26 protein-coding genes are annotated in these 25,520 nt (G+C 37.4%); 9 read left to right on the top strand and 17 right to left on the bottom strand.

Features of this window, described 5'->3' with window-relative positions:
• From IGK54_RS05570 to IGK54_RS05555, 4 genes are all read right to left on the bottom strand, one after another.
• A complete protein-coding gene (locus IGK54_RS05570; RefSeq protein ID WP_016614156.1) occupies positions 1 to 393 on the bottom strand; it encodes a hypothetical protein in 393 nt (130 codons plus the stop codon).
• A gap of 66 nt (positions 394 to 459) precedes the next feature.
• The gene (locus IGK54_RS05565) at positions 460 to 1,302 is read right to left on the bottom strand and encodes an ATP-binding protein (RefSeq protein ID WP_002384644.1); all 843 of its coding nucleotides are present in this window, start codon (positions 1,300 to 1,302) and stop codon (positions 460 to 462) included.
• 18 nt (positions 1,303 to 1,320) lie between these two features.
• Entirely contained in the window at positions 1,321 to 2,076 is a 756-nt protein-coding gene (locus IGK54_RS05560; protein ID WP_162783309.1) for a DnaD domain protein, read from the bottom strand.
• Positions 2,077 to 2,121: 45 nt separating this feature from the next.
• Complete coding sequence (locus IGK54_RS05555; protein WP_002360495.1) at positions 2,122 to 2,256, bottom strand: hypothetical protein; 135 nt, start codon at positions 2,254 to 2,256, stop codon at positions 2,122 to 2,124.
• 217 nt (positions 2,257 to 2,473) lie between these two features.
• On the opposite strand from IGK54_RS05555, the gene IGK54_RS05550 reads away from it, so the two are divergent.
• Together IGK54_RS05550 and IGK54_RS05545 are read left to right on the top strand one after the other, a co-directional pair.
• Positions 2,474 to 2,956: a helix-turn-helix domain-containing protein gene (locus IGK54_RS05550; protein ID WP_002357856.1), complete on the top strand. Its 483-nt coding sequence runs from the start codon at positions 2,474 to 2,476 to the stop codon at positions 2,954 to 2,956.
• Between the two features lie 34 nt (positions 2,957 to 2,990).
• Complete coding sequence (locus tag IGK54_RS05545) at positions 2,991 to 3,476, top strand: toxin (RefSeq protein WP_002382232.1); 486 nt, start codon at positions 2,991 to 2,993, stop codon at positions 3,474 to 3,476.
• 416 nt (positions 3,477 to 3,892) lie between these two features.
• On the opposite strand, the gene tnpA is transcribed toward IGK54_RS05545, so the two are convergent.
• The 9 genes from tnpA to IGK54_RS05500 all read right to left on the bottom strand — a co-directional run bounded on the left by tnpA (position 3,893) and on the right by IGK54_RS05500 (position 14,420).
• Positions 3,893 to 4,348: an IS200/IS605 family transposase gene (gene tnpA / locus IGK54_RS05540; RefSeq protein WP_142957203.1), complete on the bottom strand. Its 456-nt coding sequence runs from the start codon at positions 4,346 to 4,348 to the stop codon at positions 3,893 to 3,895.
• A 202-nt stretch (positions 4,349 to 4,550) separates the two neighbouring features.
• On the bottom strand, positions 4,551 to 4,901 hold the full coding sequence (rbfA, locus tag IGK54_RS05535) for a 30S ribosome-binding factor RbfA (RefSeq protein ID WP_002360497.1): 351 nt from the start codon (positions 4,899 to 4,901) through the stop codon (positions 4,551 to 4,553).
• A 24-nt stretch (positions 4,902 to 4,925) separates the two neighbouring features.
• Complete coding sequence (gene infB / locus IGK54_RS05530) at positions 4,926 to 7,322, bottom strand: translation initiation factor IF-2 (protein WP_002357859.1); 2,397 nt, start codon at positions 7,320 to 7,322, stop codon at positions 4,926 to 4,928.
• Positions 7,323 to 7,334: 12 nt separating this feature from the next.
• Positions 7,335 to 7,640: a YlxQ-related RNA-binding protein gene (locus IGK54_RS05525; RefSeq protein WP_002357860.1), complete on the bottom strand. Its 306-nt coding sequence runs from the start codon at positions 7,638 to 7,640 to the stop codon at positions 7,335 to 7,337.
• Positions 7,630 to 7,929: an RNase P modulator RnpM gene (rnpM, locus tag IGK54_RS05520; protein ID WP_002363794.1), complete on the bottom strand. Its 300-nt coding sequence runs from the start codon at positions 7,927 to 7,929 to the stop codon at positions 7,630 to 7,632. Before rnpM ends, IGK54_RS05525 begins: the two co-directional genes overlap by 11 nt.
• A gap of 20 nt (positions 7,930 to 7,949) precedes the next feature.
• Entirely contained in the window at positions 7,950 to 9,149 is a 1,200-nt protein-coding gene (nusA, locus tag IGK54_RS05515) for a transcription termination factor NusA (RefSeq protein WP_002357862.1), read from the bottom strand.
• A gap of 143 nt (positions 9,150 to 9,292) precedes the next feature.
• Positions 9,293 to 9,766 (bottom strand): ribosome maturation factor RimP, encoded by a 474-nt coding sequence (gene rimP, locus IGK54_RS05510; RefSeq protein WP_002357863.1) that lies wholly within the window; start codon positions 9,764 to 9,766, stop codon positions 9,293 to 9,295.
• A 205-nt stretch (positions 9,767 to 9,971) separates the two neighbouring features.
• Entirely contained in the window at positions 9,972 to 11,858 is a 1,887-nt protein-coding gene (locus tag IGK54_RS05505; RefSeq protein ID WP_142957204.1) for an Ig-like domain-containing protein, read from the bottom strand.
• 141 nt (positions 11,859 to 11,999) lie between these two features.
• Positions 12,000 to 14,420 (bottom strand): cation-translocating P-type ATPase, encoded by a 2,421-nt coding sequence (locus IGK54_RS05500; protein WP_002393199.1) that lies wholly within the window; start codon positions 14,418 to 14,420, stop codon positions 12,000 to 12,002.
• A gap of 218 nt (positions 14,421 to 14,638) precedes the next feature.
• On the opposite strand from IGK54_RS05500, the gene rnhC reads away from it, so the two are divergent.
• The gene (gene rnhC, locus IGK54_RS05495; protein WP_241408318.1) at positions 14,639 to 15,556 is read left to right on the top strand and encodes a ribonuclease HIII; all 918 of its coding nucleotides are present in this window, start codon (positions 14,639 to 14,641) and stop codon (positions 15,554 to 15,556) included.
• A 66-nt stretch (positions 15,557 to 15,622) separates the two neighbouring features.
• Here the strand turns inward: rnhC and IGK54_RS05490 are convergent, their stop codons facing one another.
• The gene (locus IGK54_RS05490) at positions 15,623 to 16,795 is read right to left on the bottom strand and encodes a class I SAM-dependent rRNA methyltransferase (protein ID WP_002377725.1); all 1,173 of its coding nucleotides are present in this window, start codon (positions 16,793 to 16,795) and stop codon (positions 15,623 to 15,625) included.
• 257 nt (positions 16,796 to 17,052) lie between these two features.
• On the opposite strand from IGK54_RS05490, the gene IGK54_RS05485 reads away from it, so the two are divergent.
• The 3 genes from IGK54_RS05485 (at position 17,053) to IGK54_RS05475 (ending at position 20,534) form a co-directional block, all read left to right on the top strand.
• Positions 17,053 to 19,161, top strand: a complete 2,109-nt coding sequence (locus IGK54_RS05485) for an LTA synthase family protein (protein ID WP_002357869.1) — start codon at positions 17,053 to 17,055, stop codon at positions 19,159 to 19,161.
• Positions 19,162 to 19,266: 105 nt separating this feature from the next.
• On the top strand, positions 19,267 to 19,968 hold the full coding sequence (locus tag IGK54_RS05480) for a hypothetical protein (protein ID WP_002369538.1): 702 nt from the start codon (positions 19,267 to 19,269) through the stop codon (positions 19,966 to 19,968).
• A 14-nt stretch (positions 19,969 to 19,982) separates the two neighbouring features.
• A complete protein-coding gene (locus IGK54_RS05475; protein WP_002360506.1) occupies positions 19,983 to 20,534 on the top strand; it encodes a hypothetical protein in 552 nt (183 codons plus the stop codon).
• Between the two features lie 37 nt (positions 20,535 to 20,571).
• Here the strand turns inward: IGK54_RS05475 and IGK54_RS05470 are convergent, their stop codons facing one another.
• The gene (locus IGK54_RS05470) at positions 20,572 to 22,041 is read right to left on the bottom strand and encodes a sensor histidine kinase (RefSeq protein ID WP_002357872.1); all 1,470 of its coding nucleotides are present in this window, start codon (positions 22,039 to 22,041) and stop codon (positions 20,572 to 20,574) included.
• The gene (locus tag IGK54_RS05465; protein ID WP_002381953.1) at positions 22,041 to 22,760 is read right to left on the bottom strand and encodes a response regulator transcription factor; all 720 of its coding nucleotides are present in this window, start codon (positions 22,758 to 22,760) and stop codon (positions 22,041 to 22,043) included. Before IGK54_RS05465 ends, IGK54_RS05470 begins: the two co-directional genes overlap by 1 nt.
• A 214-nt stretch (positions 22,761 to 22,974) precedes the next feature.
• On the opposite strand from IGK54_RS05465, the gene IGK54_RS05460 reads away from it, so the two are divergent.
• On the top strand, positions 22,975 to 23,754 hold the full coding sequence (locus IGK54_RS05460) for a Cof-type HAD-IIB family hydrolase (protein WP_002369540.1): 780 nt from the start codon (positions 22,975 to 22,977) through the stop codon (positions 23,752 to 23,754).
• A 17-nt stretch (positions 23,755 to 23,771) separates the two neighbouring features.
• On the opposite strand, the gene IGK54_RS05455 is transcribed toward IGK54_RS05460, so the two are convergent.
• Positions 23,772 to 23,978, bottom strand: coding sequence for a hypothetical protein (locus IGK54_RS05455; RefSeq protein WP_002357875.1), 207 nt, complete (start codon positions 23,976 to 23,978; stop codon positions 23,772 to 23,774).
• A gap of 231 nt (positions 23,979 to 24,209) precedes the next feature.
• On the opposite strand from IGK54_RS05455, the gene IGK54_RS05450 reads away from it, so the two are divergent.
• Both IGK54_RS05450 and IGK54_RS05445 read left to right on the top strand, forming a co-directional pair.
• Complete coding sequence (locus IGK54_RS05450) at positions 24,210 to 24,986, top strand: threonine/serine exporter family protein (protein WP_002382216.1); 777 nt, start codon at positions 24,210 to 24,212, stop codon at positions 24,984 to 24,986.
• Positions 24,987 to 24,997: 11 nt separating this feature from the next.
• Positions 24,998 to 25,459: a threonine/serine exporter family protein gene (locus IGK54_RS05445; RefSeq protein ID WP_002357877.1), complete on the top strand. Its 462-nt coding sequence runs from the start codon at positions 24,998 to 25,000 to the stop codon at positions 25,457 to 25,459.
• The last annotated feature ends 61 nt before the right edge of the window (positions 25,460 to 25,520 follow it).

Here is a 25,520-nt window from a genome sequence, read left to right as displayed (position 1 = left end):
TTATTCATTTAAAAGTGTTAATCGATAAATAAAATAACACTCTTTCGACATTTCTAAGCCGTGACGAATCGCTTCATCTGAATAACCGAGCCAAATTAAATAGAGATACTCGCTTTTTGTAAACGATGCGGCCTTGATGGATTGGATGGGTCTTGATTGATCCATCGACCAATTACCGATTGCTTGTCCTAATTCTTGAATTTCCTGCATAATAAGTTTATTTTTTTGACTTGCCCAATCGGGATATTGATTCATTAGTTGTAAGAGTCGTTTTCTTTTTTGTGCTTTTTCGCTTTGTTGCTTTGAAATATCTTTAAATACAACGCTTTTCATTTCAAATAAATCTTTTTTACGTTTTGTTAAATTACTCATGTTTACGGCCTTCTCTTTCACCAATTAGATAACCTAACATTAGTGTCATTGTCCAAAAGATAAACCCAATAATAATTGTTAACATATTTATTTCACACTCCTCATTCGTTTGTCTGTTGTGTCTTTATATTGGAAAACATAGCCACTGGCGTGCTTCATTAGACGAGAAATAATGCGTGTTCCATAGGCCTCCACCAGTTGTTTTCCAGAAAAATTAGTAGTAAAAATAGTTGCTTTATTCTGTCTAGCTTCTAAAATTCGGTTTAAGATATCATTATTAAAATCCGTACTAACTTTATTTTTAATTCCTAATTCAGCACCTAAATCATCTAAGACCAAAACGTCTGCTTTTTTCATTCTAGTAATATACGCTTGAGCCTTTGCTTGGCTTTTGGCCGATTCATTCATGGACATTTTTAGTTTTTCTAATAACTCAGAGTAGCTGACAAATAAACAATACTTTTGATATGCAGAGCGTTCTAAGACTTCAACTAAAATACTGATAGCCAAATGACTTTTACCGACACCAGGTTTCCCTGAAAAAATAACGTGGATTGGCTTTCCTTCAACAATCGCTGAAACTGCTGCTAAGGCCCGTTCTTTTGCTTGTCTTGTTTCTAATTCAGTGGTTTGGTAATTGGTTAAACGACATTGCCGTAGCGCATCATCAGCAATTAAGGACCCTTGATGAAAAAATTTTTGTGTACGTGCCATAAAACTCTCTTGAGAACGTTGTTGAGTGGCTTCTTGTTCATGTTTTTTTAGCATTTTATACCCACACGACCAACAAGTTGGGGCACAACGTTCTGTGCCATCTTTATTTTTTTGTTGCCAAACATATTGTTCACTGCCACATTCAGGACAACGGTCTTCAACTTTTTCTAACAATTGACTCAATAGTATTTGAAAAGTTTGATCTGTCGCATGCATACTGATTTCCTCCTTTCTTTAAAAACCTAACTCTTGATATTCTTCTGTCATTTGCGGCGTATGCTCCAACACTTGTTTTTTATCATTTACTAGAACTTCATGTACGGATAAATAATTTTGTTGCTCCCAACTTTTCAAAATAGCATTTACATAGCCGTAATTCCGTTTATTTCGATCAACGGCAATTCCTAAAGCATGCAAGATTAATTGGCATGCTTCCTCTTGGCTAGCCCCTTTTTGTATAAAATCTTGCAACCAATACTTAAAATCTTGGCTTGTTTTTGAGGCCAGTGTACCAAAGCCGTTTTCCTCATAAAAATGATAAATCGTCTTTAAACAATCGTTTTCCGAACTACTACCTTGACTCTGACCTAACTTAGACTGGACTATGCTTTCCTGTGGTAACCGTTGGTAGTCAGCTGGTTGACCACTGACAGACGATTCTGCTTTAAACGTATAAGCTTTGCTATTTTTTTCAACAATCTGATTTTTCTCTTCTTGATACAAGGTTGGTTTGTAACGATCACTGCGAATATAATTATGAATTTTCCAATGTTTGATAACGATCACACCACTTTCAAATACTAGAATAAATTTTTTAACCATTAGCAATTTTAGATCGTCTTCCCCACAACCGACCATTCGCTGCAATTTTTTGGGATTATTGATAAATCCATCATCATCGGCACGCATCGCTAAATGAAAATACAGGGCCTGACTTGATAAGGGCATATCTAAAAACGCATCACTATCAATAATCGTTTTTGCAAACATGCGTCGTTCTGCCAATACGCTTCTCTCCTTTTAACTAAATTATTGTTACTCTGTCAGTAATTCCATGAGGCCAATCATACCAATCACGATGGCCCCGATTTTTATTGAGACACTGCTTATTAATAAAATAATTGCTAAAAGTAACATATCCGACAACGTTTTTTTATAGTTCCGACTCATTTCTTCACCCTTTCCACTAAAATACGGTTTTCCGAACATAGTGTTCAAAAAAATTAGTTCAGTTAACCGAACACTTGAATGGCTCTATCTTAGCACCAAATATTTTCACTGTCAACTCATAAGTTCGGTTTTATGAACCGCTAATTTTAATTGCGATTGTTACTTGCCTTCTCTAAACAGGTATAGTATACTTTGAGGCAATAGGAGGTTCGGAAATATGAACATTTTTGCTATCCGTTTAAAAGAAGCTTTAACAGCCAAGAACATCAAACCTAGTGAATTAGCGAAAAAAACTGGCATCGGTAAATCTTCGATCAGCGATTGGCTAGCTGGTCGTTACGAAGCAAAACAAGACAAAGTTTATCGCATTGCAGATGCATTAGACATTAATGAGGCCTGGTTGATGGGACAAGAGGTTCCCATGGAAAAAAATGCCTCAACTATCGACCGCATTTATAAAAAATTAGAGCCCCAACGACAAGCCATCGTTTATCAATTTGCCGAACAACAATTACACGAACAACAAACGCAAGCAGAAATTCTCTCATTCCCTCGCCGTGACGAAATGACACTGGCTGCCCACGCTGGGGATCCAGAAAAGATATTTTCAAAAGAAGAAATCGAGAAAATTCACGATTACTTGGATGAAATTGATGCCAAATATCAACAATCGATTTCTTCTGACAAAAAAGAGGATTAACTTCCCATCTACTCTTTTTATTAAGTAATGGCAGGTGAATGGTAAAGTGAATGATTATGAAAAACTCGTCAGTTCCATTCAAAAGGATGTGACGGTTTTAGAAATTGATTTATACAATCAAACAGGTTGTTATGGGTTGTATCGAAATGGCAAAATTTATATTGAAAAAACATTGAGTACCCGTCAAAAGAAGAATATTTTAGCCGAGGAATACGGGCATTATCAAACATCCGTTGGCACTATTTTAAATCAAAATTGTACAGAAAATCGGAAGCAAGAGTTGAAAGCCCGCAATGTGGCCTTAGAGCAATTAGTTACATTAGACGATTTAATTCGTTGCTCTGAAGCTGGCTTAAGCAACCATTATTCTTGTGCTGAATTTTTGGAAATCGATGTTGAAACATTAAAAAATGTGATTACGTACTATCGACAAAAGTATGGCGCCACTTATCTTTATAAAGGACGAATTTTTGAATTTAGGGATTATTCTGTGATGGTATTAAATACTGGGTTAACTTAAAAAGCATGGAACAAAATCAATAAGGATTTTGTTCCATGCTTAAAAGTATTCTGGAAATTTCAAGAGCGGTTTTTGTACCAATGGTTAATATGTCCGACGCCAAACATAAGATTGGGGACAAGTATGAGGACGAATATAAATGACGGCCAAAATCCGATGAACTGAATAATACGTTCCCGCATACTATGTAGTATAAAGAAGAAAAGAAAAAAGTACAGGGAACTTTTACCTGAACCCATTTCTTTTAAATAGCGATCTCCATTTTTATAGAAAGCAACAATTCTTTTCATCTTTGCACCTCCATGACTATTTTATCAAGAAGTAAATAGCCCTAGAAGGGCTCGCTACCTGCTGCTCCCTTTAAGGGAGCTTTTTTAGAGACCGCCAACCGCTACCTTTCTATTCTTATCTAGCTGTTACTTCCTAAATGGATCTTTATACTCTCTTTTGTTTATACTATCCCTTACTCGATCTTCTGCTTCTTGTTCTCGTATACACTTTGCTATCGTTTTTTGGTTCAGTCCTACAGTGCTCACATAATAACCTTTTGACCAAAAGGATCGATTTCCATAATTGTATTTTAAATTCGCATGACGTTCATGAATGATTACTGCACTTCTTCCTTTTAAGAAACCCATAAAACCTGATACACTCAACTTCGGTGGAATTCTTACCAACATATGGATATGGTCGGGCATTGCATGCGCTTCAATGATTTCGACTTCTTTCATCTCACACAATTTTCTTAGTATTTTCCCTATATCTCGCTTCAATTGACCATAGATTACTTTTCTTCTATATTTTGGTGTAAACACAAGATGATACTTACAATTCCAACGAGTATGTGCTAAACTTTTATCGTCGTTCGACATTCAAAAACTCCTTTCGATTTGATAACGGTTGGTAGCCTTTATCTATTATATCGAAAGGAGTTTTTATCGCTAAAGTTCTGACCTCCACGCGCAGTACGCGTGGTTTTTTTGTCGAAATCTCTTTAGAGATTTCAACTGACTAAAGTCATTAATCATGAAAAGAAAAAGCACACCATTCGTCTGGTGTGCTTTTTCTTTTTAATTATTCACCTTGATTCAACTTACGAATCAACTCATCAATGTGATTTCCGTATTGGACAGATTCGTCTCTTTCAAAAATCAACTCTGGTGTTTTATACAAGGTTAACCGTTGTCCTAATTCTTTACGAATCAGTCCTTTGGCTTTGTCTAATCCTTGTTGAGCTTTTTGTTGTTCGGAAGCTAAATCAGATAACAAGCTGTAATAAATCGTTGCTTGTTGTAAATCACCGGTCACACGAACATCTGTAATAGTGATGCCTTGGACGCGTGGATCTCTGATGCGTTTGTTCAAGATATCATTCACTTCACGCATGATTTCTTGACCTACACGACGGTCACGATAATTTGCCATAGTGTCTTCCTCCAATTACTAAAATTATTGTTTGATTTCTTCCATAATGAAGCCTTCAATCGCATCATCTACACGTAAATCATTGAAGTTTTCAATCATAGCGCCACATTCAAAACCAAGTTTGACTTCTTTCACGTCATCTTTAAAGCGTTTCAAGCTTGCTAATTTACCTTCATAAATAACAATACCATCACGAATGACACGCACGCCACTATCGCGGCGAATAAAGCCTTCTGTAACATAACAGCCAGCGATTGTGCCAACTTTAGATACTTTGTACAATTCACGAACCGTCATTTGACCCGTAATTTTTTCTTCAAATTCTGGATCTAATAACCCTTTCATCGCTGTTTCGATTTCTTCTAGGGCTTTATAGATAATACGGTGTAAACGAATATCAACTTCTTCTTGTTCTGCTTGTTGTTTCGCTTGTGGTGTTGGGCGAACGTTAAAGCCGATAATAATCGCATTACTTGCTGCGGCTAAAGTTACGTCGCTTTCATTGATGGCCCCAACTGCCGCGTGAACAATTTTCACACGAACGCCTTCTACATCAATTTTTTGTAAACTTGCTGAAACGGCTTCGGCAGATCCTTGTACGTCTGCTTTGACAATGATATTAACTTCTTTTAATTCGCCTTCTTTTAGGCTTTCAAATAAGTTATCCAATGTCACACGGCTACTTGCTGAACGTTGTTCAAGCAACGCACGTTTAGCCCGTTCTTCCCCTGCTTGACGTGCTGTTTTTTCATCTTCAAAGACCACAAAACGATCACCCGCTTGAGGAACATCATTTAATCCGGTAATTTCTACAGGAGTTGCGGGTCCTGCTTCTTTATCACGGCGGCCCATGTCATTGGTCATCACACGAACACGTCCGTAAGTATTACCAACAACGATTGGATCACCAACATGTAAAGTTCCTTGTTGAACGAGTAATGTCGCAACCGGACCTTTACCTTTATCTAAGCGCGCTTCAATCACTGTTCCAATTGCTTTTTGCGTTGGATCAGCTTTTAAGTCTTCTACTTCAGCAATCAATAAAATATTTTCCAATAGCTCATCAATGTTTTGATTGAATTTCGCTGAAATATTGACGAAAATCGTATCTCCGCCCCATTCTTCAGGAATTAATTCATGTTCACTTAATTCTTGTTTCACATGATCAGGATTTGCACCAGGCTTATCAATTTTGTTAACTGCTACAATAATCGGCACTTTTGCCGCTTTGGCATGGTTAATCGCCTCGATTGTTTGTGGCATTACTCCATCGTCCGCTGCAACAACTAAGATGGTAATATCAGTGATGCTGGCACCACGCGCGCGCATACTTGTAAAGGCCGCATGTCCTGGTGTATCTAAGAACGTAATTGGTTTGCCATCAATATCTAACTGATAGGCACCAATATGCTGCGTGATACCGCCTGCTTCACCTGAAGTCACACGAGAATGGCGCAATGTATCTAATAATGTTGTTTTCCCGTGGTCTACGTGTCCCATGATTGTGACAACAGGGGGACGTGTAGTTAAGTTTTCTTCAACAACTGCTTCTGGTTCGAAGAATTTATCAATGTCCGCAATATCAACTTGAACTTTTTCTTGCGGTTCCATGCCATAGTCCACAGCTAATAATTCAATTGTATCTTTATCTAAGGCTTGGTTTTGGTTAACCATGACACCCATCATAAATAATTTTTTGATGATTTCCGCTGGTTCGCGGTGGATTTTTTTCGCAATATCCGCCACGTTCATACCTTCTGTATATTCTAAAACATCTGGTAATTCACGGAATTTACGTGCTGGTACTGCTGGCTTCGCTGATTCTTGTTGATGTTTGCCTTTTTTCCCTTTTTTGTTGAAACGATTGCGGTTTTGGTTATTAAAGTTATTCCGGTTATTACGATTTTGACCGCCACCAAAATTGTTGTTACGGTTTTGGCCGCCACGGTTTTGGTTGTTCCCGCCATTGTTATTTTGGCTGGTCCGATTTTGATTCGTTGTAGAACCGTTATTGTTTTGGGTATTGCGGTTTTGATTGTTTGTATTTGTTTGATTGCTACGGTTTTGTGTGTTGCTTTGGCCGTGACGATTTTGGTTGTTGTTGTTTCTTTGTTGTCCATTCGTTGATTGATTGTTTGGACGATTTTGGTTATTTCTTTGTTCACCAGGTTTATTGTTCATTGGTTTCTTATTGGCTGGTTTATTTTGTGTTGTTTGTTGCTTTTGGTTGTTTGTTGCTTTTGATTGAGTATTTACGGTACTTCCTCCTCCGAATGCTTGACGAAGCTTTGTTTCTTGCTCGGAACTAATTGCGCCCATATGGTTTTTAACATCCATACCTAATTGATGCGCTTTATCGACAACGTCTTTGCTTGCTTTATTCATTTCTTTTGCTAGTTCATAAATTCTTTTTTTTCCCATGCAATCACCTTCCTAACCTTTTAGTAATTCCTTGATTTTGGTGGCAAATCCTGCATCAGTTACTCCGATAACCATTCGTGGTCGCCCAATCGCTTGGCTGAGCTCGAATTGACTGAACAGTTCGCTAACAGGAACATTATAATAAGAACTTTTGTCCTTGATTTTCTTTCTAGTATTCTCACTGGCATCTTGCGCAACAAACACAAATTTCGCTTTGTTTGCACGAATATCTTTAAGGGTTAATTCCTCGCCTGTGACTAATTTACCGGCGCGCATTGCTAAACCTAAAAGGTTCAAAATTTTGGTTTTATTTTCCATCGCCAAACAACTCTTTGCGGGCTTTTTGATGTGTTACATAATCCAATAGTTCTTGATAAAATTCATCACTTAATTTTGTTTCTAAGACACGATCAAGAATTTTTTTATCCCAAGCTTTTTGGACTTCCGCAGGATCCAAATCAACGTAAGCGCCACGTCCAGGTAATTTACCAGTTGGATCTAAGGCCACTTCGCCTTCTTTGGAGCGAGTGATTCTGACTAATTCTTTTTTCGGTTTCATTTCGCCTGAAACAACCGATTTACGCATTGGAATTTTTCTCTTTTTCATTTTTTCACCCTCCAAAAACGTTATTCTTGTTCAGGTAATTCTTCTGTAATTTCTGCTTCAACAACTGCTTCTTCAGCAGCCAAGTTTTCGTAATCATCTGCCGTCATATCTGAATGGATAATTGCTTCATCCATTTCTTCTGCCACTTCGGCAACTTCTTGATTGGCTTGTTGTTCATAAAATTCAGCCATATCAGATTCTGATTTGATATCAATTTTATGGCCCGTTAATTTAGCAGCTAAGCGCGCATTTTGACCACGTTTACCAATTGCTAATGACAATTGATAATCAGGTACAACAACTGTACATGCTTTGCTATTTTCTGGATCAAAAATAACATCTAATACTTGAGCTGGATTCAAGGCATTACTAATATAAATAGCTGGATCTTCGTTCCATTCCACAATATCCATATTTTCGCCTTTTAATTCATTCACAATCGCTTGGACACGTTGGCCTTTTGGACCAACACAGGTACCCACTGGGTCAATATTAGGATCTGTTGAACGAACGGCTACTTTTGAACGATCGCCAGCTTCACGAGCGACGCTTACGATTTCAACAATTCCATCATAAACTTCTGGAATTTCTTGTTCAAAAAGACGTTTTAGTAAATCTGGATGGCTACGGCTTACAAAAACTTGTGGGCCTTTTGATGTGTTTTCAACACGTGATACGTAAACTTTAATCCGATCATGCGGTTGGTAAAATTCATTTGGCATTTGATCTTGTTTTGATAAGACTGCTTCGATTTTACCTAAGTTTACATAGATATAACGACGATCTTGACGTTCAACAATTCCTTGCATGATGTCATTTTCGTATTCGCTAAATTCATTATAAATAATTGTTCTTTCTGCTTCACGGACACGTTGTAAAATTACTTGCTTTGCTGTTTGGGCAGCAATGCGGCCAAAGTCTTTTGGCGTAACTTCAAAACGAATTTTGTCGCCGATTTCATATGCACCATTTAATGCAACGGCATCTTTTAATGAAACTTCCAATTGTGAATCAAATACTTCTTCTGTTACTTCTTTGACAGCATACACGTGAATATTGCCTTTTTTTGGTTCAAATTCAACTTCGACGTTGCTTGCTTGTCCATAATGTCTTTTATATGCAGAAACTAAAGCTGCTTGTAACGCTTCAATCACCGTATCTTTAGGAATCCCTTTTTCAGCTTCTAATACGTCTAATGCATTTAACATTTCTTTGCTCATTGTTTTTCTTTTCCTCCTATGGATTCGTTAAAGCTGAACGAGTGGTTCTTCTTCCAAGGGAAAAACTTCTCGTTAAAACTTGTCACAGGCCTAGCTAAAAGTAAAACTTTTAGTGGACCCTTTTTTACATTCGAGTCTGTTGATTAAAATTGAATGGCTAAACGAGCTTTTGCGATATTTTTACGTTCAAAAGTCATTTCCTTCACTCTGGTTTTAATTTTTACACTTAATGTTAATTGTTCTGAATCAAGATGGACTAAGGTACCCTCAATCTGTTTTTCTCCATCAACTGCTTGATAAAGAGAAATATGAATGTACTTGCCTACCGCTTGTTCATAATCGCTTTCTTTCTTTAACGGACGTTCTGCTCCCGGAGAAGAAACTTCCAGAAAGTACGCTTGCGGAATTGGATCTGGATCCATTGCATCTAGTTTTTCACTTAATTTTTCGCTGACAAAGGCACATTCCTCAATATCAATGCCACCTTCTTTATCGATAAATACTCGTAAAAACCAATTTTTTCCTTCCTTAACAAACTCTACTTCCACAAGTTCAAAATTTTGTTCTTCTAAGATTGGTGTGACTAACTTTGTTACAGTTTCCACAGCACTACTCAAAATTTTCGCCTCCTTCGAGATTGATGTAACGAACCGTGTCCTGATGACTTTTCCATCAAAAAGAGTGAGCAGAAATCCGCTCACTCCCAACTAGTATCATTACGCTAAAGATAGTATAGCACAGAACCACTCCAAACTCAAATGAACAAGCTAAACCTCTCGAAATTTGCACATTTTGTCTCGATTACTGAAACTATCTAAGCGATTATTTTTTCGTTTTAAAATAGATAAATACTCCTTGAATCAAAAGAAGGCTACCTAAGAAAAGAAACGCGTTTTCTTTTGTTTCTCCTGTTTTTGGCAATTCCTTATTACGAATCGCCTGTTTTTCAATGGTTATTGAAGTAGTTTCTGTGGTTGAATTCGTGGTAGTATCTGTTGTCCCACTCGTTGGTGGCGTGGTACTTTCTATAGGTTTTTCTGGCGTATAGTGATTAGTAAATACTTGACCTCCATCATACTGAATAGTCGCCACAAGATTTCCTAAAAGCGCCTCGACGGTTACTTGAACTTGAAGGTTGTGCGTATCGTAGGAAACACCTGCCTGTTGCGTGTTTACTTCCCGAATGGTGTATTGATAGTTTCCAGGAGTTTCAAAGGTTAATGGCGAAAATTGAATTTTCCCTAAAGTATCGTTACCAACCGTTTCTAGTACTGTGCCTTTCTCATCTAACAATTCAAATTGAAATTCAGCATCCTTCAGTGGTTTTCCTAAAAGAACTTTTCCAGCTAAAAATGAAGCAGCGACTGGTTGATATGAAATCTTATGATTCACAACAGTTTTCAGTGCAACTAAGTTTTTACCAAAGTCTTCAGGCGTTATTGGAATCTTGTTTTGCGAAAGTTGGTAACCAATAGGTGCTTTGGTTTCTACTAAAGTATAGTTATCTTTTAACAAGCCTTTAACAATCGCTGTTCCGTTTTGATCTGTTGTGATTTTGGCCACTGTTTGATTGGTTGAGTTTCGAATGAGTTCAAATTCTGCACCTGCTAAACGCTGGCCCGCTTCATCTTCTTTATGGATTTCAACAACATATTGTTCACCATTAGCTTCTCCACCACCCGTTTGTGAGACACGACTCACTTCGACTTCTTCCACCACCGTTTGATTTTCTGTTAATTTTGCATAATTTGTGAAGGTTTCACCTTTTTCGGGAAGATGATTGATTTTGGTTTTATAAGTGATACGATATTCGTTGGTTCCAATATTGCCAAAATGCACCGAAAAATTGCGGTCACCAGGACCATACTGGACAGCCAACTGACCAGTTATATCTTCCTCTGGCGTGAACTGCCAAATAGCATTTCCATCCAGTGTCCATTGTCCTCGTTCAATTTTCATAGTGTCTTTCATATAACTTAAACTTTCTGTTTTTAGCACATCTTCTACTTCTAAATCAGTATACGTTTGCCCTGTTGGATTAATCCGTAGCACATTGTAAATTTCGGTTGGATCGTCTTCGATAAACCATGAATACTTGCTAAATTTTTCGTTAACATCATCGCCTTCACCTTGGTAATCAAGATCGCCAGCAAATATTTTTTCCCCTTCAACCGTGACGTAAATAGGAATCTTGGATTCATTTTCGACATTTTCGAAATCAATCAAACTTGTAAAATATAAAGACCCACTAATATTGGCATGGTTTTCTACGTAATCTGTATACGTTAACGTGACCGTTTTATTTGCTACATCGGTCTGTGCAATTGCAACCACAGCACCTGTATCATCTACTACATTAAAGGTCATATTTTTCTCGAGACGTAGCTCTTCGGGTAAAGTAATCACACTCGTATCCCCACTATTAACGGTATTATCCGGTAAGTTGAACTCAATTCGGAGGTAGATGTCTGTATATTGATTAATGGTCCCAAGCGGGTTTCCCTCTTTGTCCGTTAGTTGAATCGCTGACACAATGTTGCCCACTTGTTTACGCGGCACTACATTTGGCGTAGCAGAAATTTGATTGGTTTCACTGGTACTAGTTGGTTCCGTTTGCGCATATCCTGTTTCAAGTTTCAGAAAAGGCGTTATCAGCGTCGACAAAAGAATGAAAAACATTCCCCAATAGACAAAACTTCTTTTTTTCATTTTTATTCAATCCTTCCTACCTAAAATAATTGGTTAGGTTTATACTATCAAGGATTAACTAGGTACAAGTGTTTTTATTTTTCTCAACAATAAAAAACAAAAAACACCGAACCAAAATAATTTTGGCTCGGTGTTTTGCTCCTAATGTCTTTTCTTATAAAACCATAATTGAACTTTTTCAGAAATGGTTGATAAATGTTGGAAAGTTGAGTCTGCTGCAAAGAAAAGAATGGCTAAAAGTAACAAGGCTGTTGGCGATACCGAAGTTAACGAGAACAAGTTTTTCATGGAAATACTTGTAATAACCATTCCGATTAAACAGCCAATCATTACGCGCTTGCGGTAACGATTCATTGGTGAACTAATTTTATAAAGAACCATAAAGCCGACTGAAACTAGCAACAATGTTGCAGTCGTTGAAATGTCCGTTTTTTGAAGTGCAAGAATATCACCACAAATTAGTAAGGCACCGACTACTAACATATCCGTTAACCCACCAGGAATTGCTTTTGATAACACATTGAAAAGAAATTTCCCTTCAATGCGACGATGATTTGGTTCCAAAGCTAGAAATGTCGAAGGAATCCCAATTGTAAATAAACTAATCAATGTGACTTGTGTCGGTTGTAAAGGATATGTCACGGCAAAAATCATAGCAAAGACAGACATTAGCAAGGAGAAAATATTTTTTACAAGGAATAAACTTGAAGAGCGTTCAATGTTATTAACTACTTGGCGGCCTTCAAAGACAACCTCCGGCATCGTTGAAAAATCAGAATCCAACAACACAACTTGCGAGGCTTGTGCTGTAGCTTGATTTCCTGAAGCCATGGCAATACTACAATCTGCTTCTTTCATGGCTAAAATATCATTGACTCCATCCCCTGTCATCGCCACTGTATGATCTAATTTTTTCAACAATAGCACAAATTGTTTCTTTTGTTCTGGCGTGACACGACCAAAAACGGTGTATTTTTCTAAGGCTTCTGTCTGGGCTTCCATTGTAGTTAATGTTCGCGCATCCACGTAATTTTCAGCACCAATAATGCCTGCCGCTTGTGCTACATTGGATACTGTTAAAGGATTATCGCCAGAAATGACCTTAATGGCCACATTTTGTTCAGCGAAATATTCAAAAGTTGCTTTGGCTTCTTTACGAATCGGATTCCAAAGAAGAATGTAGCCTAGAGGTTGAACCTCTGCTGTCAACGTTTCCTGAAATTCTCCTAAATACTTTCCGAACACCAATAAGCGATAGCCTTGACTTGTATAATGTTCCACTTCAGATTGATACATTTCATAATTGTCTCTCAAAATCATCTCTGGCGCCCCAAGAATATACGTCGCTTCTGGGAAAGTCACGCTACTAAATTTTTCGACAGACGAAAACGAGGTATAGCTAACGGCTTCCCTCTGATTATTAGTAACAAAAAATTCTTTCATCGCTTTCATCGTATCGTTGTCAGCTGACATTGTTCGGCAAAAATCGCCAATTAATTTTTCGACATTGGTTAAGTCTGTACCATCATTTTCGATACTCACCACAGGAACCAACTCTTGGACTTCCATCGTGTTTTCAGTAATTGTTCCTGTTTTATCTACACATAACACATCAACACGTGCTAAGGATTCGATACTTTTCATGTTGTGCAATAAAACGCCGCGCTTCGCTAAGCGCATTGTGCTGGCAGCTAATGCAACGGTTGTTAAAAGGTACAACCCTTCCGGAATCATCCCAATCAAGGCAGCTTCCATGGAGACAATGCTGTCATGAAGCCCTTGATGGTTGATGAAATAACTTTGGAAAAATAGAACACAGCCGATCGGGATAATAATAATTCCTACCCATTTCACCAAACGGTTAATGGAACCAACCATCTCTGATTGTTCCCCTTTTTTAATTGACTTCGCTTCAAGCGTTAATTGATGAACATAGGCCTCAGCGCCAATTTTATCAATTCTTGCATAACAAGAACCTGACACAATAAAGCTACCTGACAAAAGTTGGCTATCTGCTACTTTGGTAATCTCATCAGATTCCCCAGTTAACAAGGATTCATTCACACGGACTTCACCAGATAAGACAATTGCATCCCCAGAAATCTGTTCACCCGATTTAAAGAGCACCACATCATCCAAAACCAGTTCATCTGGCGAAATTTCTTGTTCTTGGCCATCCCTTACAACGGTTACTTTTGTAGCGTTTAGAATATTTAAGCTATCTAATACTTTCTTCGACTTAATTTCTTGGTAAATTCCAATGACCGTATTAATGATTACTACTGGCAAAAAGGTCATATTTTTATAAGATTGTACCAGCATTAATAACACACCTAGTACCACAAAAATTAAGTTGAAATACGTAAATACGTTATTAATAACAATCTGTTTCGTTGTGATAAACTCTGTATCGACGGCGGCATTGACTAAGCCTTTTCGCTGTCTTTCTTCAACTTGTGCGGCCGTCAAGCCTTGTTTATCTTCTGGATAATAGCGTTCCGCGTTAGCAGTCACTGCTATTGGTTCATTTTCTTGCATTTCTTTTTTTCTTCTCAAACACATCACCCCTTGTTCTAGTCGACTCTTTCATCGTCTCCTTCTCTCCCACAGTATAGCACTGAATAAAAATTTAGATAACAACTAGCGCCCAACTATAGAAAAAAATTATACATTTCCTAAACATTATCATTTTCAGGAACAAGCTAACGCAAAACCTTTTCATTTACTTGTTTTTCCTTTACTATAGTAAAGAAGAAATATCAAGAAATGAGGAACAATTGATGGCACAGAATCACGTAATTAAAGTTAGTAAAAAAACATTAGCAGAGATGACCACTGTTTATCAACCCAATCGTTTAAATAAAACGGTCCCTTATACTGTCTTTGTGGCCAAGGTTGGTACCACTACCATCACTGCTTATCAATCAGGTAAAGTCATGTTTCAGGGACCTCAAGCTGAAAAAGAGGCCGCTCGTTGGGAAGGAACGAATACCACACCAAAGAAAAAAATTTCTCCCCAGACTACTACACTGCCTGCTGATTTTGGCAACTGGTCTGTGATAGGTTCCGATGAAGTCGGTAATGGTAGCTATTTTGGTCCAGTAACTGTCTGTGCTGCCTATGTTGACAAAAGCATGATTAGCAAACTAAAAGCATTGGGTGTTCGTGATTCCAAAGAATTAACCGACCCACAAATTATTCAATTGTCACATGTCATTAAAGAACTGATTCCTTACAAGTTATTAATCGTTGAACCCAAAAAATACAATCAGATCCAACCAAACTACAATGCTGTACACATGAAAGTCGCTTTGCATAACCAAGCGATTTATCTGTTGCTACAAGAATTGGCTCCCACAAAGCCAGAAGGGATTTTAATTGACCAGTTCACCCCTGAAAATAATTATCGGAAATATGTTCGTAATGAAAAAAATCAAGTCACTGAAAAATTGTTCTTCGTCACTAAAGGAGAGCAGTATCATGTTGCCGTTGCTGCCGCCTCTATTATTAGCCGCGCTGCTTTTTTAGAAGAGTTAGACAAAGAATCTGCAGAATTGGGTTTCTCTGTGCCCTCTGGTGCTGGCAGCAAATCAGACCAAGTAGCCGCCCGTATTTTGAAAAAAGGCGGCCTAGACTTATTAGCAAACTACGCGAAGCTGCATTTTGCAAACACTCAAAAAGCCCAAAAGTTACTATAAAATAAACACCAAGCAAAAGTCCCAATACCGATTAGCGGCGCTGGGACTTTTGCTTGGTGTAAAAAATTATTTTTCAATTTCGATAAACAGGACTTTTAAGTAATTACCTTCTGGAAAATTAGGATTCACTTGAAAGTCTGCCGGTAATTGATACGTGTCCGTAATCTTGTAACGGACATTTTTCTCTTGCAAGGCAGTAATCACCATTTTTTGATATTTGGCTAAGGATAAATTTGCCGCATTGGTTGAGGCAATAAGCGTTCCCTTATCCGTTAAAATATCAATAGAATCTTTCACTAGCTCCCCATAATTTTTAGCAACGGAAAAAACTTTCTTTTTGTTGCGAGCAAAACTTGGCGGATCCAAAATGATCATGTCATAACTCAAGCCTTTACGTGAAGCATATTTAAAGTAGTCAAAAACATCCATGACAATAATCTTTTGCGGGGCAAGATTTAAATGATTGACTTCAAATTGCTCAGTCGTTTTCGGTAAGCTTCGTTTAGCTAAATCCACACTAGTGGTGGCCACGGCACCCCCCATAGCGGCAGCTACTGAAAAAGCACCTGTGTAACTAAACATATTTAAGACTGTTTTACCTACTGCAAAACCATCTACTAATCGACCACGAACTTCTTTTTGATCTAAAAAGATGCCTGTCATTAATCCTTCGTTTAAATAGGTAGCAAATTGAACGCCATTTTCAGTGACAAGTAATGGCTCGGGTGCTTGTTCGCCATACAAAAACTGTGATTCGGGTAAATTTTTTGTGGAAAAGCGAATCTTTTCGTAGGCACCAATAATGTCAGGGTAAACTGTGCGAAACGCCGTCAAAAGTTCGGCTTTTTTCTGATAAAGGGTTTCATTATACCATGAAAAAACGGCGTAATCTGCATAGCGATCGATGATTAGACCCCCAATGCCATCCCCTTCTCCATTAAATAATCGATACGCGGTTGTTAGCGAATCCTTTTCAAAAGACGTCCGCTTCTCACGACTTATTTCAAAGAGTTGTTGAAAAAAAGATTGATTAATTGGTCCATGCCATGACAGCAACCAACCAATTCCTTTATTTTGTTCGCCTAAATATCCTTCAGCTAAACGCTGGCCTTTACTATCAATCAAAGTAAGCCAATCTGTTGGCAACGGTGCTGGCACTTGTTGCAAATCTTCTTTTTGAATTAAAGGATATCCTTTTTTAAATTTATGTTCTGCTTTTTTAGTTACTTGAAGTTTCATTCTGTACACCTACTTTTCAAAGTCCTATCTAGTATAGCAAAAAAAGGTCCATCTGTCTTTAAAGGATTCAAGCTTCACGTCATTTAACGAACTAAAAAGTTTAAGGAAATAGTAAGTTTTCTTTAACATCACCATTCCTCACTTCGGTAAGAATTGACATAAAATTTGTGAAAGAGTAAAATTAAAGCGATATTGTAAAATACGAAATTTACCTAATTTTACTTTTATAGAATCATCGTTTAGAAAGGACGTTTATTTTGAAAAAATTATTTAAAACAAATATTTTGAACACGCGACTGGGGTTATTCTCGCTAATCGCCATCTTACTGTGGCTAAAAAACCTCTTTGCGTACGCCGTTGATTTCCATTTACGTTTGGAAAATATTAACGAGTACTTCATACTCTTAATTAATCCAATTGCCACAACGGTCTTTTTATTAGCCATCGCTTTGTATGTTCGCCGTAAAAAAGCTTCTTATATTACAATGATGATTATTTACTTCTTGATGAGTTTACTGCTCTTCTCAAATGTCGTGTATTATCGAGAATTTACTGACTTCATCACAGTTAATACGATGCTTGGTGCTGGCAAAGTAGCTAGCGGTCTTGGCGAAAGTGCCTTACGTCTCTTTAGACCTTATGACGTCATTTATTTCTTAGACTTCATTATTATTGGCGTATTATTATTAACGAAAAAAATTAAAACAGATGCGCGTCCAGTCCGCGCACGTGTAGCAGTCTCTGTCACACTCCTTTCTGTTGTCTTTTTCTTATTCAATCTATTTATGGCTGAAACAGAACGTCCCCAATTATTAGGACGTCAATTCTCTCGTGACTATATCGTGAAATTCTTAGGCTTAAATGCCTTTACCGTGTACGATGGCATTACGACTTACCAAACAAACCAAGTCCGTGCCGAAGCCAGTGCTAACGATATGAAACAAGTTGAAGATTACGTGAAACAACAATATGCGGCACCCGATGATAGTAAGTTTGGTATTGCAAAAGGCAAAAATGTAATTTATATCCATTTAGAAAGTTTCCAACAATTTTTAGTTAATTACAAATTAAAAGATGAAAATGGCGTAGAACACGAAGTCACACCATTTATCAATAGTCTTTACAATAGTAAAAGTACCTTTAGCTTTGATAACTTCTTCCACCAAGTTGGTCAAGGAAAAACAAGTGATGCCGAAACGTTACTTGAAAATTCACTATTTGGTTTAGACCAAGGTTCACTCTTTACACAAGTTGGTGGCAAAAATACGTTTGAAGCAGCACCCGATATTTTAAAACAAACGCAAGGTTACACTAGCGCTGCTTTCCACGGAAATGCCGGTAACTTCTGGAATCGAAATGAAACCTATAAACGTTTAGGCTATGACTATTTCTTTGATGCTAGTTATTATGATGTTAATTCAGATAACTCATTCCAATATGGGTTACACGATAAACCATTCTTTAATCAATCCGTTCAATATTTAGAACATTTACAACAACCGTTCTATTCTAAATTTATTGCTGTGTCCAATCATTATCCTTATTCTCAATTTACAAACGATGAAGCAGGATTCCCAATTGCAAAAACCTCTGACGAAACAATTAATGGTTACTTTGCAACAGCGAATTATTTAGATAAAGCGGTCGAAGAATTCTTTAACTACTTGAAATCTTCAGGTCTCTATGAAAACTCAGTCATTGTTCTTTATGGCGATCACTATGGGGTTTCTAATTCAAGAAACCAAAACTTAGCAGAGTTAGTAGGTAAAACCAAAGCAGATTGGAACGATTTTGACAACGCCAATATGCAACGTGTTCCTTATATGATTCACGTTCCTGGTCAAGAAAATGGCGGTGTGAACCATACGTATGGCGGCCAAGTTGATGCCTTACCAACCCTTCTACACTTGCTTGGTGTCGATACGAAAAACTACATTCAGTTAGGCCAAGATTTATTCTCTAAACAACACAATCAAATCGTTGCTTTCCGCAACGGCAATGTTGTAACACCTAAATATACTATTTTAGGTTCTAGCATTTACGATACTAAAACAGGCACTTTAATTACAGAGCCAACCGAAGAAGTTAAGAAAGAAGTCGCTGATTTAAAAGCCAAAGCGACGAAACAATTAGAAACGTCTGACCAAATTACTAACGGTGACTTGCTTCGTTTCTATACCAATAGCGGCTTAAAACCAGTTAACCCAGAAGACTATGATTACAAGAACCAATTGCAACAACTGGAAGCAATTGAAAAAGAAAAAGGTGAAAAATCAACGAGTGTTTACAGTAAAAACAATAATAAATCAACCGTTGATGAATATCACACTGACAGTTATCAAGGCTATCAAAAAACGGGTAAATAAATCTTCAAAAAGCTTGAGCAATTTGCTCAAGCTTTTTTGCTACTTTTTCATAATTAATTCATATTATTTCACTATACTAAAGATAGTTTAGAGAGGTGAAAGTTGATGAGAAGTGTCCGTTACGCTACAGCTAGTAGTTTTTATCATAAAAAAATCACGTTAATCACCGCACTCTTCTTCTTCCTGTTCTCTTTCTTATTGACTGGGCTGTTTAACTTAATTGATTTTGAAAAAGAGTTTTTACGAACGATGCCAGACTTTGTCGATATTGAAAAACAAACTAGTTACCATTACCAACTGATCCAATACTATTGGCACCTCTATCTAGGTAGTGTCATTTTCTTTGGTGTTACTTTTCTTCTGTTGATGTATGTGACATTACGCATAAAAAAGGAAGAAATACATACATGGTATCACATGCACTTTTCAAATATGTATGTCACCAAACAGCTCTTACTAGAGTTATGTTTACCGGCTCTATTAGGAATTTTCAGTTTTTTACTTTTCACTTTAATGTTTCAAGAAACGTATAATACTGTTCTTTGGGCTGCTCGTGATGCTATTTTACAGTGGTCTCATTTGGAACCTCCAGCATTTTTAGCTAAAAGTACCGACCAGGATGTCACGATTACAAATATCCAGCATTTAGGGATTCAAACGATCCAAGCGTTTTCTTTTGATTTTAAAAGTATGCAGTCACTTTATACAATCCGTAACTGCTTTGTTAACTGCTTAATCTTGCTTGGTATTCCTCTTGTTTGCGGGACTCCTTTCACGTTGCTTTATTTACGTACACATCAGAAATAAGGGAGGGATTTTCTATGAATGTCACACCATCATTCAAAAAAACAACCGAAAAAAAATCCTCATTCGACGCGTTAGCTTTGCGAGAAGTTTATGGAATCATTTATTCTGCTCCAGAACAAGAACTCGCATTGGCCGATTTTTTCCAAACAAACCAACTAACCATTACTAGGCTTTCTTCTAGTGAAACCTTTCTGCCCTACTTGCCATTAGAAGAAAATTTATTTATCGCTAGTACGATCAAAGAACGGGATCGAAAAGTAGTTCTAGCCGAAGCTTTCCAGGTGTTCCAATTAGAACCTGCCTTACTTGGTCGTTCCTTTACTTCTTTTACGACTTTTGAAAAAATTAAAATGCGCATAATACAACTTTTGCTTTCAAAAACAAGTACGTTAGTGATTGATGACATCTTTTCTTCATTAACGATTGGACAACGTCAAGAAATTTTACCTCAATTAAAAATAGCAGTTCAAAAAAGAAACAAGCGCTTGCTATTTCTGACAAAAGATCCACAAATTATTGATAGTCCCTATGTGCACCCCCTGTCTCTACATGCGTTATTAAACTAAAAAAACGTCTGGCACTGATTGTGACCAGACGTTTTCTTTAGTTTTCAGTGATTTCAACATCAGGAAATGAAATAATAAACGTGGTGCCTTTACCAAGTTCACTCTCAACATTGATTTTTCCTTTATGCAAGCGGACCAATTGTTGAACGATTGGTAAGCCTAATCCTGATTCTCCATATTTCGTATTTTTACGGGATGGATCTACTTTGTAATAACGATCCCAGATATTCAGAATTTGCTCTTCCGTCATGCCGATTCCTGTATCAGAAATACGGACAATGGTTTCTAAATAGCCTTTTTCTAAAGCAATATGAATTTCACCATTTTCAGTAAATTGGATGGCATTTTGAACAATATTGACAACAACTTGCACGAAACGATCATAATCGGCATACACATCAATTGGTTCGGTGGTGTCTAAATACAATTGATTACCGGCGGCTTCAGCTTTGGCCGTTAGTTGAGTCACAATATTTTCTAAAGCTTCTGTTCCGTTGAACTTCTTCACAACAATTTGAATCTGGTTGGTCCGAATTTTTTCATAATCAAGATTTTCATTGACTAAGCGTATCAAGCGAGCGGTCTCATTTTGCATCAGTTTAATCGCATTCTCTTTTTGATTTTCAGGAATAGCATTATACTGCAATCCCTCTAACAAGCCATTAATAGTTGTTAAAGGCGTCCGCATTTCATGAGAGGCATCCGCCATAAATTGACGACGGCGCTCTTCTTGCCGATTGATTTCTTCTTGTGATTCTTTTAAAGACGCAGCCATTTTATTAAAATCTTCTGCTAGGTCATCAAATTCATCTTTGTCATGGACTGGTAATTGAATATCAAAATTTCCACTAGTGATTTCTTTGGTGGCTTTACGCATCCGATTAATTCGTTTCACTTGGAAAGTCGCAAATAGATAGCTTAGTAACAAGGCAATCACACCAGAAAAAATAAAGCCTTTAATCAAGTTTTGTGTCACTGACTGAACACTTCGGTCAACGTTTTTGGCAGGTTGTGTAATAACGAGTGAACCAATAATCACTTTTTTATCAGAAGACTGATTTGATGCATACACCGGTAACATTACATAGGACGAAGTATTTCGGGCCCCGTAAATATCAATGTTTTCTGTTGCATAAACACGATTGCCTTTCATGATTTGATCCCAATTTTTATCGATTAAGGAAAAGTCTAATTTTTTTGTGCTATCAACTGGTGGGTACTGCACTTCGCGGTCCTTGTTAATAAACACAAATTGCACATCTTGCTTCTGGAGTACACGTTCAGTCAACTGAAATGAATAGGATAAAACATCTCGATCCGAAACGCCTGCGACATTAATAAAAAAGTCACGTGTTTCTAAAGCCGATTCTGCATAACCATATAGCTGTTCATAGTTATTTTCTTGCATTGTGCGCTTGGTCAATTGTGTGAAAGACGTTCCGACAATGAGAATAATCAGAGCAATCACACCTATAAAAGCAAGTAATTGTTGATACAAATACTTCATTAAGCAACACCTGAATCGTCGAATTTATACCCTACGCCCCAAACCGTTTGGATGACTTGAGGACCCACTTTTTCAATTTTTTGTCGTAATTTTTTGATATGGGCATCAACTGTCCGTTCATCGCCAAAGTATTGATAGTCCCAAACCAATTCTAGTAGTTGTTCGCGTGAAAAGACTTGGCGTGGTTTTTTTGCTAAAGTGTATAGCAAATCAAATTCTTTAGGTGTTAAGCCTTCAATTAATTGATTATCTAAATATGTTTCTCGTGTTTTCGTATTCATTTTAAAATGATCCGTAATCACATCAAACGTTTCATCTGTATTCTCAGACGTATCATGCGCAGCCTCTGCCACCTCGGCACGACGATGTAGAGCTTTCATCCGTGCAATCAAAGTTAATGGACTAAATGGTTTTGTCACATAATCATCCGCACCCATTTCAAGGCCAATTACTTGGTCACTTTCAGAATCACGAGCGGTCAACATAATAATGGGAACATTGGCTGAAACTTTGCGAATTTCACGACAAACAGCCATCCCATCCATACTAGGTAAGTTTAAGTCTAACGTAATCATGTCCCATTTTTCTGGCGAAGCAAGAAAAGTCGCCAATCCTTCTTTGCCATCATCTTTAAAGGTAGCTTCCCACCCTTCATTTAAGAAAAACATTTGCATCATTTCTGAGACGGATTCATTGTCTTCAATCATTAATATATTCATTTCATTCACTCCTTATTCACTTTTCATAAAACTGCTCTATTGTAGTATACTCTAAAATTGAATTTGTACCAACCGATTCTATATTTCTTCAAAAATCCTTTACAGAACCATCAAAAATCACTTTTTTTCCTGCTCTTTTAAAGAAAACGAAAGGAACCCATTGTCTTTTCAGAAAAGTTTGTTAAAATAACAAGCGTAGAGAGGATGTTAGGGTATGGATAAAATGAAAGCTATTACTTTTTTTGATTTAGATGGAACTTTGTTAGATGGAACATCGCAAATAACTCCTGAGATTACCGCAGCAGTGGCGGCCTTGAAAGACAATCAAATTTTACCTTTAATTGCGACAGGACGGACCTTGTGTGAGATTCAGCCAATTATGAAAGCCAGTGGCATTGACTCAGCGATTGTAATGAACGGGCAATTTATTCATTATGAAGGAAAAACGATTTATTCAGATGAATTTACAACAGAGGAATGTGTTTCACTGCATGAACATGTCAAACATCGTGGTCATGAATTGGCTTTTTACAATGAGCGCCGTATTTTTTGTACAGGGCATACTGGCACAGTGAAACAAGCCTATGACTATATTCATTCAGCTGTTCCAGAAATTGATCCCACAGGTTATGAGAATGATGCCGTCAACATGATGTTGGTCTTAAGTCAACATGGCGATGATGATGAATATTACTATGAGCGATTTCCTGAATTAACCTTTTATCGCAATGGTCCTTTTTCAATAGATATTGTTCGTAAAGGGGTCTCTAAAGGCTCTGGTGTCAAAAATCTTTTTAACACCTTGGGATTAAACGGCATTCCCACTTATGCCTTTGGTGATGGCATCAATGATTTGGCGCTGTTTGAGGCCTGTGATTATGGAATTGCCATGGGTAATGCGCGAGAAGAACTAAAAGAAAAAGCCACCTTTATTTCAACTAAAAATACTGAGAATGGCATTGTTAATGGCTTGAAAAAATTTGATTTACTATAAGAGAAAACTACCTTCTTCTATTGATGTACTTTAGAAGAAGGTAGTTCTTTTGTATGTTCATTTTTCTTTTTCTGCTGTGCACAGAGAGCTACTCCCACTACTTGAATCAGCAAAATCGCTCCCAACAAACAACTTAATACGATGTTTCCTGATAGGATTGTTCTTCTGATTAAAATAATTAATACAACACTGCTAATTCCGTAGAGTAACCATTGGTTGTCCATTTTTATTGACCCCTTTGTTTTTCTATGTTTAGGATAGGATGTTTCCTACTAAAATGCAAGGAAAGATCCTAGATTCTTACAACTAACCCATAATTTTTACTAATTCCTTATTTGTTTTCATTTATTCTTAAGATTCGTTTCATTTTTGTAAAAAATCACACTTTTTTTCTATCTCTGTTTTAAATTGCGTACAGTTCTTAAAAAAAATGATACACTAAAAGTGAACTCGAAATGAAAGGAGCCATTCCTTTGGTTAATAGCGAAAAAAGAAAACAATTAATTATTGATACATGCATTTTAGCTGGAAAAATTATGCTGGAAAGCGGATCTGAAGTATATAGAACCGAAGATACAATTACTCGGATTGCTGCAAATGCTGGCGAGCCAGAGAGCGTTTGTTACACGACGGCTACAGGGATTTTCGTGGGCTTTCGTTCCAGTAATTATACGCAATTAGAAAACATCCCCCAGCGCTCGATTAATTTGGAAAAAGTTAGCCTTGTCAATCAATTATCAAGAGAATTTGCACAAAAAGAGATTACTCTACCAGAGCTTTATCAGCGCTTAACTCTATTAGAAACAGATACCCCCACTTTTTCAATTTCGTTACGCTTGTTAGCAGCCGGGATTGTTAGTTGTACGTTGATGTACATTTTTGGTGGCACTTGGCAAGATTTTATTGCAACTTTTTTTGTTGGCGTGATTGGGTATACCAGTTATCTTTTTACCCAAAAGTTATTCCAAGTTCCTTACCTCGATTCATTCGCAGCCGCTTTTGTCATTGGTTTGTTGGCCTATTTGGCTGTGCATTTTCACTTAGCGGTCAACATCGATAATATTATTATTGGTGCGGTGATGCCATTAGTTCCAGGTGTGGCGATTACGAACTCTTTTCGCGACATTTTAGCCGGCCACCTCATCAGCGGGACGGCGCGAGGGACAGAAGCTATTTTTATTGCTGGGTCTGTTGGCCTGGGAATTGCCTTGATTTTTAAATTATTTATGTAAGGAGTGTTCAAATGGAACTAATTTTTCATCTTCTCTTTAGTTTTTTAGCGACTGTGACGTTTGGTATTATTACGAACATTCCTCGTAAAGCACTGGTGGCTTGTGGTATTACTGGCATGACAGGCTGGATGATTTATTATGTCTTAACGCAAACTTTTGATGCTAGTCAAACCTTTGCAAACTTTTTAGGAACGGTCGGGTTAGGGATCGCTAGTATCTTTTTTTCTCGTTACAAAAAAATGCCGATGATTATTTTTTATATTCCTAGTTTGGTTCCTTTAGTGCCAGGAGGCCCTGCCTATCAAGCGGTTCGGAGCATTTTGTTAGGAAACATTGATGACGGGTTGCAGTTGATTTTAAAAGTTGTCTTTACTGCTGCAGCTATCGCAGCGGGCTTTATGGTGACATCGTTACTGGAACGAATTGTCAAACGTTTTTTCCCCAAGCGACTCTTCCGATTGGTCAAAAAATAAAAAAAAACAAGCTCAGAAAATGAGCCGACCCCCAAAAGTTAGACCTAGAAATCTAACTTTT

This window comes from Enterococcus sp. DIV2384 (assembly GCF_050534975.1).
Taxonomy (GTDB): domain Bacteria; phylum Bacillota; class Bacilli; order Lactobacillales; family Enterococcaceae; genus Enterococcus; species Enterococcus faecalis.
The sequence above is the reverse complement of the archived record's forward strand: the minus strand, read 5'-3'. Positions and strand labels throughout refer to the sequence as shown.

Bases quoted from the DNA above. Each gene is read 5' to 3' on its own strand.
- IGK54_RS05565 (WP_002384644.1), bottom strand. From the start codon at position 1,302: ATGCATGCGACAGATCAAACTTTTCAAATACTATTGAGTCAATTGTTA.
- IGK54_RS05560 (WP_162783309.1), bottom strand. From the start codon at position 2,076: ATGTTTGCAAAAACGATTATTGATAGTGATGCGTTTTTAGATATGCCC.
- IGK54_RS05555 (WP_002360495.1), bottom strand. From the start codon at position 2,256: ATGAGTCGGAACTATAAAAAAACGTTGTCGGATATGTTACTTTTAGCA.
- IGK54_RS05550 (WP_002357856.1), top strand. From the start codon at position 2,474: ATGAACATTTTTGCTATCCGTTTAAAAGAAGCTTTAACAGCCAAGAAC.
- tnpA (WP_142957203.1), bottom strand. From the start codon at position 4,348: ATGTCGAACGACGATAAAAGTTTAGCACATACTCGTTGGAATTGTAAG.
- rbfA (WP_002360497.1), bottom strand. From the start codon at position 4,901: ATGGCAAATTATCGTGACCGTCGTGTAGGTCAAGAAATCATGCGTGAA.
- infB (WP_002357859.1), bottom strand. From the start codon at position 7,322: ATGGGAAAAAAAAGAATTTATGAACTAGCAAAAGAAATGAATAAAGCA.
- IGK54_RS05525 (WP_002357860.1), bottom strand. From the start codon at position 7,640: ATGGAAAATAAAACCAAAATTTTGAACCTTTTAGGTTTAGCAATGCGC.
- rnpM (WP_002363794.1), bottom strand. From the start codon at position 7,929: ATGAAAAAGAGAAAAATTCCAATGCGTAAATCGGTTGTTTCAGGCGAA.
- nusA (WP_002357862.1), bottom strand. From the start codon at position 9,149: ATGAGCAAAGAAATGTTAAATGCATTAGACGTATTAGAAGCTGAAAAA.
- IGK54_RS05505 (WP_142957204.1), bottom strand. From the start codon at position 11,858: ATGAAAAAAAGAAGTTTTGTCTATTGGGGAATGTTTTTCATTCTTTTG.
- IGK54_RS05500 (WP_002393199.1), bottom strand. From the start codon at position 14,420: ATGTGTTTGAGAAGAAAAAAAGAAATGCAAGAAAATGAACCAATAGCA.
- rnhC (WP_241408318.1), top strand. From the start codon at position 14,639: ATGGCACAGAATCACGTAATTAAAGTTAGTAAAAAAACATTAGCAGAG.
- IGK54_RS05490 (WP_002377725.1), bottom strand. From the start codon at position 16,795: ATGAAACTTCAAGTAACTAAAAAAGCAGAACATAAATTTAAAAAAGGA.
- IGK54_RS05480 (WP_002369538.1), top strand. From the start codon at position 19,267: ATGAGAAGTGTCCGTTACGCTACAGCTAGTAGTTTTTATCATAAAAAA.
- IGK54_RS05475 (WP_002360506.1), top strand. From the start codon at position 19,983: ATGAATGTCACACCATCATTCAAAAAAACAACCGAAAAAAAATCCTCA.
- IGK54_RS05470 (WP_002357872.1), bottom strand. From the start codon at position 22,041: ATGAAGTATTTGTATCAACAATTACTTGCTTTTATAGGTGTGATTGCT.
- IGK54_RS05465 (WP_002381953.1), bottom strand. From the start codon at position 22,760: ATGAATATATTAATGATTGAAGACAATGAATCCGTCTCAGAAATGATG.
- IGK54_RS05460 (WP_002369540.1), top strand. From the start codon at position 22,975: ATGGATAAAATGAAAGCTATTACTTTTTTTGATTTAGATGGAACTTTG.
- IGK54_RS05455 (WP_002357875.1), bottom strand. From the start codon at position 23,978: ATGGACAACCAATGGTTACTCTACGGAATTAGCAGTGTTGTATTAATT.
- IGK54_RS05450 (WP_002382216.1), top strand. From the start codon at position 24,210: ATGAAAGGAGCCATTCCTTTGGTTAATAGCGAAAAAAGAAAACAATTA.
- IGK54_RS05445 (WP_002357877.1), top strand. From the start codon at position 24,998: ATGGAACTAATTTTTCATCTTCTCTTTAGTTTTTTAGCGACTGTGACG.